This window comes from Collimonas sp. OK607 (genome assembly GCF_900111995.1).
Taxonomy (GTDB): Bacteria; Pseudomonadota; Gammaproteobacteria; order Burkholderiales; family Burkholderiaceae_D; genus Collimonas.
Genome location: NZ_FOKF01000048.1, coordinates 17,508 through 29,494 on the forward strand (window position 1 = coordinate 17,508; position 11,987 = coordinate 29,494).

The window sequence follows — 11,987 nt, forward strand, 5'->3', positions numbered from 1 at the left end:
ACGAGGTTGATATGCCTATTTGCCAGATCTATTTACTCGAAGGCCGCACTGTTGAACAAAAACGCACGCTGATCGCCAAGATCACCGAGGCAATGCACGAAGCCATTGGCGCCAAGCCGGAATCCGTTCGCGTCATTCTTACCGAGATGCCGAAAGAACATTTTGGCATCGGTGGCAGGAGCGCGGGGGAACTTGGGCGTTGATGCAGCACCGAAGTAGCGTCTAAAAGTTTCAATCTTTCAGGCAAAGACTTGTTCTCGTTCAACAGAGGAACGGGAGTGCTTTTCAAAAAAATGGAAAGATAAGTCTTAGTAGCAGTTGCAAAATAAAAACGATCCAATATTAATGATAACGAGGAGACAGGCATGGCAATAGGAAAGATATCGTATTTGGCGAGTGCTATATTCACAGCTGTCGTCGTTTCGCAAGCGGCATATGCGACAGAAGGCGGTGGCTCGAATTACCCGATGGGTGCTGAAGGACCACTCGTAGGCGCATTGCCGCCTCCCGGTTTTTACACACTGTTTTATGGTGAACACTATAGCGCCGATACACTTAAAGACAATAATGGGAATACTGTCCCGGTGAATTTTAAGATTTCCGCCGATGTGCTCGCACCGCGCTTTGTTTGGGTTACGGGTAACACCTTTCTCGGTGGGCAAGTAGCGCATGCCATTTTGATTCCTTTGGTGAATCTGGATGTCAACGTCAATGGCAGAGATCAAACAAAAATGGGCATTGGCGACCTTGATGTCACTGCGGTGGTACTGGGTTATCACCACAGTGATCAACTTCATAGCGCGTTGGGCTTGGATTTCTTCGTGCCAACAGGTGCTTATGATAAAAATGCGTTGGCCAATATCGGGAGGAACTATTGGACCATTCAGCCGGTGTATGCGGTCAGTTATATTAATCCAGCTGGATGGAATATGGATGTAAAGCTGATGTATGACTTCAATCTGAAAAATAATGCCACCGACTATAAATCGGGTCAGGAACTTCATTTTGATTATGCAATCGGCTATGGTTTTAATAATAACTGGGTTGCAGGAGTCGGCGGTTACGCTTACAAGCAAATCACGACGGATGTGCAAAATGGAATGAACGTCCCAGACAATAGCGGCCAGGCTTTTGCAATCGGTCCTTCCATCAAATACGATAATGGCAAAGGCTTTTTCATTACGGCAAAGTATCAAGAAGAAATGGATGTACGTAATCGTCCGAAGGGAAAAGCCTTTTGGATTAAGGCATCCGTTCCCTTCTAGGATGTCGCCCCGCTGATTCTTGTACAAAGTTTTTGAGGGCTTGGTTAGAGTGGAACCGGCGGGGTTTGTCCAGCCCGAGGGGGTCATATGTCGACACCCTCAATTTGTAAGTAGTAATGAGCGTTCCCTGAAATTTCGTCTTCCACAGGTGACGTAAAATTGACGTTACTTTGGGAAGGTAGGAAGTGAAGATTTCAAGACGTTCATACACGGCTAAATTCAAGGAACTGGCGGTCAAACGGGTCAATGCCGGCGAGTCCCTCGCGGTGACAGCCAGGAAGCTAGGTCAAAGCGAGCAGACGCTGCGTAACTGGGTTAAGGCTGCTAAGACCTGCAAGTTGAACGGTGCTGGCAGCAAATTTGTGACACCGAAAGAGATGAACTGTCACGCTTACGCGCCGACAATGCCAAGCTCAAGCGAGAGGCCGAAATCATAAAAAGCCGCCCACACGGCGTACCGCGTCCCTTATGAATAGAAACACCAGGCGACTATACTGGACGCACGCACGCACGCACGCACGCACGCACGCACGCACGCACGGACCGTGGCCGAATGCTTCTTGGAGGTATGAACCCCGTCAAAAACATGGCCCAGGGGAAGCTGCGGACTCATCTATGGCGGCGCCTCCGTGCGACCCCGTTTAGGAAGTTGATTAAATCCGAGTCCCCGTCCTGCGTTTGATCGTCCAGGAGGTAGACCATGTCAAAAGACCGAACGAGATCCAAGCCCAGCGGGCTGCCGATCATTCATCCATACGCCGCCGGTATCGACATCGGTTCGCGATTCCATGTCGTCGCCGTCAGTCCCGATTTATGAGATGAGCCAGTGCAGACATTCCAGGCATTCACCAGCGACCTGCAGCGCATGGCCGACTGGCTCGTTGTAACGGGCACGCAGACCGTCGTGATGGAGTCGACTGGGGTCTAGGGTCTATTGGGTCGCCGCGTACGAAGTGCTTGAGTCGCGGGACCTCGACGTCGTCCTGGCCAACGCCCGCGAGGCGCGCGCCGTTCCCGGCAGGAAGAGCGATGTCAACGATGCGCAATGGCTGCAGAGATTGCATGCCTGTGGACTGCTACGGGCAAGTTTCCGCCCAAGTCGTAATATCGCCGAGCTGAGGGCATATTTCCGTGCCCGTGAGCGGCATACCGATTACGCCGCGGCGCACATCCAGCACATGCAGAAGGCACTGACCTTCATGAATATCCAGCTGCATCATGTCATTTCCACGGTGACCGGCGTCACCGGCATGAAGATCATCCGCGCCATCGTCGCTGGCGAGCGCGATCCCGATAAGCTGCGCTAACTAAGTTTGCTCTGGTAACCAGTTGGCGCCAACTTCTGATTGCTATCGCCATTGTTGGTGCGACGGTCGGAATATTCGCTGCGCTGGAGCCTGTGTTTCAAGAATTAGGCAACTATAACTTGTTGGTATTTTTTGTTATTGGCGTCATCGCTCTCGTCTTTGCCGGAATTCCAATTGCATTCGCCTTTGGTCTTGCCACTTTTGGTTACCTTACTCTGGCTACGTCGACACCGACTATCGTCGTCATCGGCCGGATGGACGAAGGGATGTCACACCTGATTTTATTGGCAGTGCCAATGTTTGTGTTTTTGGGCTTAATCATGGAAATGACATCCATGGCGAAGGCGATGGTCCAATTTCTAGCATCACTGCTCGGGCACTTGCGTGGTGGACTTTCGTATGTACTGATTGGCGCTATGTATTTGGTATCTGGAATCTCCGGTTCTAAAGCTGCGGACATGGCTGCCATCGCTCCAGTTCTGCTGCCAGAGATGAAAAAGCGCGGCGTCAAAGAGGCAGATACAGGGCTATGGATTTCCTCGCTGGCTCGGAGGGCCTGTATTTTTGGCGCTTCAGCAGGAGCGCACGGTCTTGAATGCTGAGCTGGACGCAATGGTTAACGAAAGCGGCTTCGGTGCGATCCAAGCAACGCCTGCCATGCTTGATGCATTAATTGCGGTTTAAAAAATCTGAGCGCGGTGTTCACAGAATATTTTTTTAAATTCATTTTTTGATTTTGGAGTGCAGGCATGACGGAAGCTTTCATCTGCGATGCAATTCGAACGCCATTTGGCCGATACGGAGGGGCGCTCAGCAGCGTTCGAGCCGATGATCTCGGAGCTATCCCGCTAAGAGCACTACTAGAGCGCAATGGAGGGGTAGACTGGGACGCTGTGACTGATGTGATCTTCGGCTGCGCCAATCAAGCGGGAGAGGACAATCGCAACGTCGCGCGCATGAGCGCTTTGCTTGCGGGGTTGCCGCAACAAGTCCCTGGCTCAACTATTAACCGTCTATGTGGCTCAGGCTTGGATGCGTTAGGAGCGGCTGCTCGGACGATCAAATCAGACGAGGCTACGTTGTAGTGGTTTAATAAACCCGGACACTAATTTAGGCGAAAATATACGCCATGGAGAGGTGTTTTATGAGCAAGCAAAGACGGACGTATTCCCCCGAGTTCAAGCAGCAGGCTGCAAGCCTGGTTCTAGATAAAAACTATAGTCACATCGAAGCAAGCCGGTCAGTTGGTGTCGGTGAGTTTGTTTTGCGTCGCCGGGTGAACCAGCTTGAGCAGGAACGCCAAGGCATCACACCGCAGAGCAAGGCCATGATGCCAGATCAGCAACGTATTCAGGAGCTGGAGGCGCGCATTGATCGCCTTGAGCGCGAAAAGGCCATTTTAAAAAAAGCCACCGCGCTCTTGATGTCGGAAGGGATCGAACGTACGAGATAATGGACCATGTTACGCAGTTGACTCATATTGCTAATGACCGGCAGTTGGAAGGCGAACGGTTAATGCGATTACAGGGGTTACGTAGCACCATTCGCGGCAAGCGAATCCTGACCACGTTCCTTGATATGACTGCACCGCGTCCGCTGGATCAGGTCAATCGGCAGTTCAAGGCGGACCGGCCGAATCAGCTTTGGTATTGGACTTCACCTACGTTTCGACATGGCAGGGCTGGCTATACGTAGCGTTCGTGATCGATGTGTTCGCTCGCCGTATCGTTGGTTGGCGTGTCAGTTCGTCAATGACTACAGACTTCGTTCTGGATGCGCTTGATCAGGCGCTGTACGCCCGTCAGCCGGACAACAATGGAACCCCCGATCCACCATTCGGACAGAGGATCGCCCAATATATCAGCATTCGGAATAGCGAACGGCTGGCTGAGGCAAACATCGAGCCGTCAGTCGGCAGCCTAGCGTGCTGACGATTGCCTACTTTGATCGACTTGGAGTACCTCGTCTCTTATAACCTCAACTATTCGAACCGCCCGGTGCTGATCCGCATGCCCGGTGGTAAGGCATTGGCCAGTTACTGGCCGCCCCTATGTCGATTGCTTCGAAATTTTTTGCAATTAAACAATATTTTTAGAACTTGCTCGCATTAGAAGTAGGCAAAAAAAGCTGCTTGTAATGGCGACTGATTCGTCCTTATTTTGTTGGCATAACCTTGTACCCTTGGCGCTTGCGTCCGCGACTATTTACGATAAGATCGTTGACACCATTGATGGCACTCGGGCTTCCTCGACTCGTTTCTCCCTGAGGTGTTGATTTGGTGTTGGATGCAAACCTAACCCATACTCGCGCGATAGTGCCCGGGGGACACGTTCATTGCCTTCTTGAATGCCGCGCTAAAAGCGCTTTCTGACTCGTAGCCCAAATGATAGCCGATGTTTGCAACGGAGCAATCGCTCTGGATGAGCAGCAGCGCCGCCTGTTTCATTTTGATATCACGCAAGTAAGCGTGAGGGGTAATTCCCATCGATAACCGGAACCGCTTTGCAAACGTCGTGCGCGACATATTGCACGATTCGGAGAGTGATTGAAGTGTCCAAGGATCGAGCGGGCGCTCGTTCATATGGGCGACGATTGCCGCGATTCGCTCATCGTGTGGCTTACCAAACCAACCACTATCGGTTGTCGCCTTGTTTGCCGGCAATGATCGAGAATAGGCGCGCAATACCCTGAGAAAAATGAGTTGTGTCAGCGTGTCGATGGCGAGTTTGGCACCAATATCGTTGGCGCGAACTTCACTTACTAACTGGTCGTAAAGGCCTGCCAACCAGGTTTTGTTTTCCTCGCACGCACGAACGACGATGGAATTCGGTAACATTTTCATGAGGATGTTACCAGTATGCTCATTTAACGATACGAAGCATGCGAGTGCGACACAGGCAGACGACTGATAGGCATCGTTGGCTAACTGGTTGTCGTGCAAAAATGCGACGTCACCCCCCAACGGTGTTCCCAGCGCGCTCGACATCATATAGGGATTGCCGTGCCGCACGACCAAGATATCGCCTCGGTCGGCGACCACGATTTGCTCGCCTTTGATCGCGAAATAACAGCGGGACTTTATGACAAACAGCTTGATCGATTTTGGCGACGGCAACAATGCAGACCATCGGCCTGAAGCAACGACGGCGCCACTGATGCTGCAATGTGCGCCGGCTAAGTTCATAAGGTCAGAAAGTGGGTCGACTAAGTTCATAAGGTCAGAAAGTGGGGTGGCCATAATGTGGTACGAAAAAGCATGAAATGCGCACTGCTGAGCATGTAGAAAAAAAATACGTCGGCTATGATTCGTCCGTCTGTAGCGTACCACTTAAATTAATGATGGCGCAACGATGCGCTCGCTTCGCTGTGGCATGAGCGCCGCAGTCAAAAACCGGGGGCGATAACCGCGGCGTCGCTCACGCAATACAAGTCGAGAGCTTTAAACCCCATGTGGAGAAAACTATGACAGGGCCGTTTACCGAAAACGTGATTTCAGACCAACATTTTCCTGATACGACCGATGTCGTTGTTATCGGCGGTGGTATCGTAGGCGCCTGCACGGCACTCGAGCTCGCCGAGCGAGGGTTACGCGTTGTCGTCTTTGATAAAGCGAACCTTAACGAGGAGCAGTCAAGTCGTAATCTAGGATGGGTAAGACTTACAAATCGTGACCCGGCGGAAATCCCGCTGATGATCGAGTCCATTCGGCTTTGGTCCGAAATGGATCGACGTATAAATCGCACGACTGGCTATGTCCGCAGTGGGATCATTTTCTCGGATAAAGACGAAAGCGTGGCCGCGCGACGTCAACTATGGTTAAAACAGCTTGAAAATACCGAATTTCGCGTGCGTGCACTGACGCGCGCCGAAATGGGGGCACATTTTCAGGGCAGTACTTTCCCCGCCGTGCATAGTTTTCTCAGCCCCTTCGACGGGCGAGCCGAGCCGCAATTAGCCGTACCCGCTATTGCGGCCGCGGCGCGGGATAGAGGCGCGCAAATTTTTACGCATTGCGCCGTACGACATATCGATACTGCGGCAGGGCAGCTAAGACAAGTAATAACCGAGCGTGGCACTGTGACAACGTCGGCGGTGGTCATTGCTGCAGGTGCGTGGACGAATGCACTGTGCGCGCAGTTGGGCATTGATTTTCCCCAATTGGAAGTCATTGCAACGGCATTCCGAACATCGGCGATTCAGGATGGTCCAAATACATCCTTTGGCACGGGGGAATTCGCGTTCCGTCGCCGTTGGGACGGCGGTTATACGGTGGGTAGCTTTCGCACACGGGCGGAGTTAGTACCCAATTCGTTCCGCTATGCGTGGAAGTTCCGTGAAGCACTGCGCACGCAGCAGGTCGATATACGCCTGGGTAGTCGATTCTTTCGGGAAACAAGACATCTCCTTAGACACTCAACCGATTTTTTGCAGCGCTTATCAGCGGGGCGGACACTCGACCCGTCGCCCTGGTTCGACCAGCAGCAAGTTTTGAAGGAAGTGGCGATGGCGTTTCCTTTTTTGAGGAAAGGGCGCTTGGAGCAGGCTTGGGCGGGCTGCATTGACGTGACACCAGAGCAGATTCCTGTCATCAGTCCAATCGAGCGAATACCCGGGTTATTTGTCGCCAGCGGCTTTTCCGGTCACGGATTCGGTTTGGCGCCTGGCGCCGGACGCTTGATGGCGGATCTGGTCGAAGGTCGTACGCCAGTGGTCGATCCCACTGCGTTTCGCTTTTCGAGATATTGAAGGCACTGCCGTTTGCAGGTCGCGTTAGAACCGATATTACTTTTACTATTCATCACTAAAGAGAACTTAAAATGGATGTTACTAAATCCGTCGGTCACAACGGCCGCGTCTTCGTTAAGACCAACTCGAAAACCGAGAAATGGGTCAACTATTCGCGCGCCGTGAAAGACGGCAACTGGATTTTCGTATCGAACACATCAGGATTTCATTACGACGAAAACCGGATCGATTCTGATATCGAAGGTCAGACACGCCAAATGATCAGGAATATCACCAGTGCTTTGGAGGCGTTGGGCGGGGCGCCGCAAGATATCGTACGCGCTGTCATCTATTGTCCGCACCCGGAGGAATTCTCGAAGGCATTGGATTTGATCGCGAAGTTCTTCTTCACCATCAAGCCAGCAGTAACGGCGGTCTGTGCGCCATTAGCCGAATCGAGCTTGTTGATAGAGATGGAAGTCACAGCAGTGCTCAAAAATGCATGAATAGTCCGCATTTTCACGGAGCAGTCCAAGAAACGGGGCCTGTCCGGCAGAAGCGAGTCATTGCCGCAATAGCGTTTGTAACGTTGTTAGTGCCATTAAACCATTGCAGAAGAAACCATGATCTCAATCAATAATGTGTCGAAATGGTACGGATCGGATCAAGTCCTCACCGGATGTACCGCCACGATTGATGAAGGCGAGGTGGTTGTTATTTGTGGCCCCTCGGGTTCGGGAAAGTCGACGCTGGTCAAGACACTGAATGCACTGGAACCCGTACAGTCAGGCCGTATTATAGTGGCCGGCGACGACCTTACCGGCGCTAAGGTAAACCTAAATCGCTTGCGCGCCAAAGTCGGCATGGTGTTTCAGCATTTTGAGTTGTTTCCGCACCTGAGCGTGGAAGAAAATATCGTGTTGCCACAAATGAGCGTATTGCACCGTAACAAGACCGAGGCACGCGACAAGGCCCACGGTCTCCTGCTCCGGGTGGGTTTAGGGCAAAGTGCAAGCAAGATGCCGGCGCAACTCTCAGGTGGGCAGCAGCAGCGCGTCGCTATCGCGCGGGCGCTGGCAATGGATCCTGTTGTCATGTTGTTTGATGAACCTACATCGGCTTTGGACCCGGAAATGGTCAATGAGGTCTTGATCGTGATGACCGAACTCGCTCGGGATGGCATGACCATGGTATGCGTAACTCATGAAATGGGATTTGCACGACGCGTGGCTAGCCGAGTTCTATTCATGGACGAAGGTGCAATCCTCGAAGATTGCACCACTGCATCGTTTTTTTCGCAGCCGCGTTCCGAGCGCGCTAGAGCGTTTCTTTCCCAGATATCCGATTAATCGCCTGCCTATTCACGAGAACTGAAATGAAATTGACTACCTTCTTAAAGATTGCCATTGTCCCCCTTTTTGCTATCTAATCGCCTGCCTATTCAGGAGAACTGAAATGAAATTGACTACCTTCTTAAAGATTGCCATTGCCACTCCCCTTTTTGCTATCTCGATCGCCCATGGTCAAAGCGCGAACGACGGTACCCTGACGCTAGGTATGATGCTGGTCGGTGTAGACGCAAACAACAAGCCCTATACGTATATCGACGACGGAAAAATGGTGGGGTTCGATGTGGATCTTCTGCGCAGTGTCGCCAAAGAAATGAACCTGAAAATCGATTTCCGGGTGCAAGATTTCAGCGGCCTGCTACCGGCTGTGGTGAACCGCCAAGTCGACGTCGCTGCTGGTTGTATTGGCATTACGAATTCTCGATCAAAGATGGTCGATTTCAGCGAACCCTACTTGCTGGGCATATTGAGTTTGGCGACGCTGCCCGGTAGTCCCATTACGAGCGAAATTGAATCCGTGAAAGGAAGGCGTATCGGCGTCGTGCAAGGAACGATCGAAGACACACTGTCCGACCAGTTTGCTCCGGGTGCTGAGATCGTGCGTTTCCCGAACGTGAATGCCGGATTTTTGTCCATGCGATCGAAGTATATCGATGGCTATCTGATCGACAAATCTCAGACGGATGCTCTGGTACAGAAGTATCCGAAAATCGGACTAGTAAGTGCTATCGACCTGACTGCAAATACATTGATTGCAGGATATCCAATGCAGAAAGGCAACGAGGCGTTCAAGGCCAAATTCAATGCAGCCCTAAAGACCGTTGCACGGAATGGAATATGGCAATTGTTATACGAAAAATATTTTCCAACGTATCCGGTTTCAAAAGCGCTTCCAACCGATTTGAAGCATTAAGGCTAGCGCTTGACCTCAACTCTAGGATTATCCAGTATGGACGCATTCGTACAGAACTTTTTTGATTGGTCGTTACTTCTCGAATCTTTCCCAGCGCTGTTCAGGACAGGTCTGGTCAACACCCTTACACTGTCAATTTTATCGACGGTACTCGGTACTGCGCTAGGTATGGCACTCGCCCTGTGTGCAGTATCTCGACAGAAATGGCTGCTGATACCTACGGCCGTTTATGTTGATATTTTCAGGGGCTTACCTGCGGCGCTCGTGATATTGGTCATCGGCCAGGGTTTGGCCCCGGTAGGGTTGTCTTTGTTTGGACCAAATCCTTACCCCTTGGCGGTCGTGGCGCTCTCATTAATCGCATCTGCGTATATTTCCGAAATATTTCGATCAGGTATTCAAAGCGTTGGCACAGGCCAGATGAACGCGTGTCGCGCGCTAGGAATGAGCTACTGGGCAAGCATGCGTTATGTGATCGTGCCCCAGGGGGTACGCCGTATTTTGCCTGCTTTGGCGAACCAATTCGTGTCGATCATAAAAGAGTCCAGTCTCGTCTATTTCCTGGGGTTGTTGAGCTCTCAACGCGACATTTTCACAATAGGCCAAAACATTTCGGTAAATTCTGCCAATTTGACGCCGTTGGTAGCAGCAGGACTCGTGTATTTGCTCATGACCGTACCTTTGACGCATGCCATCAACTACATAGATCGTCGCGGGCACGCACGTACGGTCTCCAAACCGGCGAAAGACAACCAGAAAGCTGCACGAGAAACCTCAGACGGCGCGAAAAAATTGACGGCCTAATTCAATCGTACTTCCGACGTCAGCGGATTTTCATAAGGAATTTAGATGATCCGCTGGCGGAGATAGATGTCATTTACCTTCACTGAATTGTTAAATAAGGATTACTGAAAAATTTAAGAAATAAAAATAATTCATCGCCGACAATGGAACGTTTTTGAGGATTTCGATTGTCTTATTGGATACATCAATGTATCAAACAGTGAGCACTCAAACAAGCGTCACACTTTACGGTCTTCTCGACGATGGGATTACCTACACCAATAATGTGAACGGCCATACGTCTTGGCGAGCAGACTAAAGTTTCTCGCAGTCTGGACGTCGGGGACTGAAAGACGCGGTGGACCTAGGTAATTGGTTAAGTGCCATTTTCCAGTTGAAAAATGGTTTGATGTGAACTTGGGACATATCGCACATGGCGGTCGTGAATTTAGGTGCCAAGCGCGTGTCGGCCTTTACGCACTTCAACGAGGGTCATCCGCACTCGTCATTAAAACTGAAATCGCCAGCGCTGTCACGTTAATGTGTTAGTAATACTCAGGCAATACATGGAAGGGAGAACGGTATGGCCACGAATTTTTCCATCGACCCCAAGCAATTCCGGAGTGCGCTAGGTTCATTCGCAACGGGTGTGACGGTAATTACTACAGTGGATGCCGAAGGACATGACATAGGGGTTACTGCTAGAAAACACCTAACTGTTGAGTTAGGAGTTACGACTTATGAATGAAAATTTGAAGATTGGTGATGTTGTGCAATTGAATTCTGGCGGTCCGAAAATGACGGTTACAGAGGTGGCCGAGGATGGCTCACGCGCAAGCACAATGTGGTTTGCTGGCAGCAAGCGCGAGATGGGCGGATTCCCCATTGAGGCGATCATCTTAATTTCGGACTCTGCGCCAGCAAAAAAATGAAGAAGAACGTTACCGCTGAGATCGTCGCCCAATGGATGTTGGGCGAGATCGAACGAGACAATGTTCTCTATCAAGAAACGGCTGTTTTCGAGATCGCTGAAAAATTTGGAGAAAGGTTCACCTCGGAAAATGAGCGCGGCAACGTTTCGATAAATAAGCTGGTTCTGGCGGCTTTTAGAAAGATCTCTGAGAAATCCGTGGTTTGGGTCCGTGGTGACCGTATGTGGAGAAAGCGCGAAGATTTCGATGATGCAGGGCGTCAGCAGTATTAGAAAATTAGCTATAAAGGTATGCCTTCTAATTCTTCACGCCCCCTTAAGATGTTGTAACAGCGAATCCCGAATCACTGCCTTATCGATAGCGCTAAATCCAAGCAACAGACGGGCTGAGCTTCCCCTGAAATTTAGTCTTCCACGGGTGACGTAAAATAACGTTACTTTGGAAGAAGCGGAAATGAAGAAAATACCAAAACAGGCATACACGACCGAGTTCAAAGAGCTTGCCGTCAAACGGGTGGCTGACGGGCAGGCAATTTCGCTGGTGGTCAAGGAGCTAGGCTTGAGTGACCAGACGTTGCGCAACTGGATCAAGGCCGCCGCGGTAGGTGAGCTCAAAGGTGCCGGTAGCAAGGTGGTCACGCCGGAAGCGATGGAGTTGTCCCGTCTGCGAGCTGAGGTCGCTCGCCTGAAACGGGAGAACGAAATCATAAAAAA

14 protein-coding genes and 3 pseudogenes are annotated in these 11,987 nt (G+C 51.0%); 16 read left to right on the top strand and 1 reads right to left on the bottom strand.

Going from position 1 to position 11,987, the window contains the following annotated elements; genetic code table 11:
• Window positions 1–11 precede the first annotated feature (11 nt).
• From BM029_RS22465 to BM029_RS26665, 8 genes and pseudogenes are all read left to right on the top strand, one after another.
• Window positions 12–203: a 2-hydroxymuconate tautomerase gene (locus BM029_RS22465; RefSeq protein WP_092439884.1), complete on the top strand. Its 192-nt coding sequence runs from the start codon at window positions 12–14 to the stop codon at window positions 201–203.
• Between the two features lie 162 nt (window positions 204–365).
• On the top strand, window positions 366–1,265 hold the full coding sequence (locus tag BM029_RS22470; RefSeq protein WP_092439886.1) for a SphA family protein: 900 nt from the start codon (window positions 366–368) through the stop codon (window positions 1,263–1,265).
• A gap of 185 nt (window positions 1,266–1,450) precedes the next feature.
• Window positions 1,451–1,704: pseudogene (locus tag BM029_RS22475) on the top strand (transposase); the annotation flags it as partial.
• Window positions 1,705–2,218: 514 nt separating this feature from the next.
• Window positions 2,219–2,572, top strand: coding sequence for an IS110 family transposase (locus tag BM029_RS26395; protein ID WP_244545179.1), 354 nt, complete (start codon window positions 2,219–2,221; stop codon window positions 2,570–2,572).
• An 80-nt stretch (window positions 2,573–2,652) separates the two neighbouring features.
• Window positions 2,653–3,093: pseudogene (locus tag BM029_RS22485) on the top strand (TRAP transporter large permease subunit); the annotation flags it as partial.
• A 228-nt stretch (window positions 3,094–3,321) separates the two neighbouring features.
• Window positions 3,322–3,654 (top strand): annotated as a pseudogene (locus BM029_RS22490) (3-oxoadipyl-CoA thiolase); the annotation flags it as partial.
• A gap of 62 nt (window positions 3,655–3,716) precedes the next feature.
• A complete protein-coding gene (locus tag BM029_RS22495; RefSeq protein ID WP_170851190.1) occupies window positions 3,717–4,025 on the top strand; it encodes a transposase in 309 nt (102 codons plus the stop codon).
• 247 nt (window positions 4,026–4,272) lie between these two features.
• Window positions 4,273–4,503, top strand: coding sequence for a hypothetical protein (locus BM029_RS26665; RefSeq protein WP_371329157.1), 231 nt, complete (start codon window positions 4,273–4,275; stop codon window positions 4,501–4,503).
• A 362-nt stretch (window positions 4,504–4,865) separates the two neighbouring features.
• Here the strand turns inward: BM029_RS26665 and BM029_RS22505 are convergent, their stop codons facing one another.
• Window positions 4,866–5,810 carry an AraC family transcriptional regulator gene (locus tag BM029_RS22505; protein WP_092439892.1) on the bottom strand — a complete coding sequence of 315 codons (945 nt, stop codon included), beginning with the start codon at window positions 5,808–5,810 and terminating at the stop codon, window positions 4,866–4,868.
• A gap of 224 nt (window positions 5,811–6,034) precedes the next feature.
• Here BM029_RS22505 and BM029_RS22510 point away from each other — a divergent pair, with 224 nt between their 5' ends.
• The 8 genes from BM029_RS22510 to BM029_RS22545 all read left to right on the top strand — a co-directional run.
• Window positions 6,035–7,318: an NAD(P)/FAD-dependent oxidoreductase gene (locus BM029_RS22510; protein ID WP_092439893.1), complete on the top strand. Its 1,284-nt coding sequence runs from the start codon at window positions 6,035–6,037 to the stop codon at window positions 7,316–7,318.
• A gap of 71 nt (window positions 7,319–7,389) precedes the next feature.
• On the top strand, window positions 7,390–7,803 hold the full coding sequence (locus tag BM029_RS22515; protein WP_092439895.1) for a Rid family hydrolase: 414 nt from the start codon (window positions 7,390–7,392) through the stop codon (window positions 7,801–7,803).
• Between the two features lie 117 nt (window positions 7,804–7,920).
• On the top strand, window positions 7,921–8,646 hold the full coding sequence (locus BM029_RS22520; protein WP_092439897.1) for an amino acid ABC transporter ATP-binding protein: 726 nt from the start codon (window positions 7,921–7,923) through the stop codon (window positions 8,644–8,646).
• 106 nt (window positions 8,647–8,752) lie between these two features.
• Window positions 8,753–9,559: an ABC transporter substrate-binding protein gene (locus tag BM029_RS22525; RefSeq protein ID WP_092439899.1), complete on the top strand. Its 807-nt coding sequence runs from the start codon at window positions 8,753–8,755 to the stop codon at window positions 9,557–9,559.
• A gap of 36 nt (window positions 9,560–9,595) precedes the next feature.
• Complete coding sequence (locus BM029_RS22530) at window positions 9,596–10,363, top strand: amino acid ABC transporter permease (protein ID WP_092439901.1); 768 nt, start codon at window positions 9,596–9,598, stop codon at window positions 10,361–10,363.
• A 719-nt stretch (window positions 10,364–11,082) separates the two neighbouring features.
• On the top strand, window positions 11,083–11,274 hold the full coding sequence (locus BM029_RS22535; RefSeq protein ID WP_092439903.1) for a YodC family protein: 192 nt from the start codon (window positions 11,083–11,085) through the stop codon (window positions 11,272–11,274).
• On the top strand, window positions 11,271–11,546 hold the full coding sequence (locus BM029_RS22540) for a DUF6953 family protein (RefSeq protein WP_092439905.1): 276 nt from the start codon (window positions 11,271–11,273) through the stop codon (window positions 11,544–11,546). The genes BM029_RS22535 and BM029_RS22540 overlap by 4 nt, the downstream gene beginning before the upstream one ends.
• 181 nt (window positions 11,547–11,727) lie before the next feature.
• A partial coding sequence (locus tag BM029_RS22545; RefSeq protein ID WP_139217319.1) for a transposase occupies window positions 11,728–11,987 on the top strand: 260 nt, incomplete at its 3' end.

Excerpts from the sequence above, each read along its gene's own strand:
- BM029_RS22465 (WP_092439884.1), top strand. The coding sequence starts at position 12 with ATGCCTATTTGCCAGATCTATTTACTCGAAGGCCGCACTGTTGAACAA.
- BM029_RS22470 (WP_092439886.1), top strand. The coding sequence starts at position 366 with ATGGCAATAGGAAAGATATCGTATTTGGCGAGTGCTATATTCACAGCT.
- BM029_RS22495 (WP_170851190.1), top strand. The coding sequence starts at position 3,717 with ATGAGCAAGCAAAGACGGACGTATTCCCCCGAGTTCAAGCAGCAGGCT.
- BM029_RS22505 (WP_092439892.1), bottom strand. The coding sequence starts at position 5,810 with ATGGCCACCCCACTTTCTGACCTTATGAACTTAGTCGACCCACTTTCT.
- BM029_RS22510 (WP_092439893.1), top strand. The coding sequence starts at position 6,035 with ATGACAGGGCCGTTTACCGAAAACGTGATTTCAGACCAACATTTTCCT.
- BM029_RS22515 (WP_092439895.1), top strand. The coding sequence starts at position 7,390 with ATGGATGTTACTAAATCCGTCGGTCACAACGGCCGCGTCTTCGTTAAG.
- BM029_RS22520 (WP_092439897.1), top strand. The coding sequence starts at position 7,921 with ATGATCTCAATCAATAATGTGTCGAAATGGTACGGATCGGATCAAGTC.
- BM029_RS22525 (WP_092439899.1), top strand. The coding sequence starts at position 8,753 with ATGAAATTGACTACCTTCTTAAAGATTGCCATTGCCACTCCCCTTTTT.
- BM029_RS22530 (WP_092439901.1), top strand. The coding sequence starts at position 9,596 with ATGGACGCATTCGTACAGAACTTTTTTGATTGGTCGTTACTTCTCGAA.
- BM029_RS22535 (WP_092439903.1), top strand. The coding sequence starts at position 11,083 with ATGAATGAAAATTTGAAGATTGGTGATGTTGTGCAATTGAATTCTGGC.
- BM029_RS22540 (WP_092439905.1), top strand. The coding sequence starts at position 11,271 with ATGAAGAAGAACGTTACCGCTGAGATCGTCGCCCAATGGATGTTGGGC.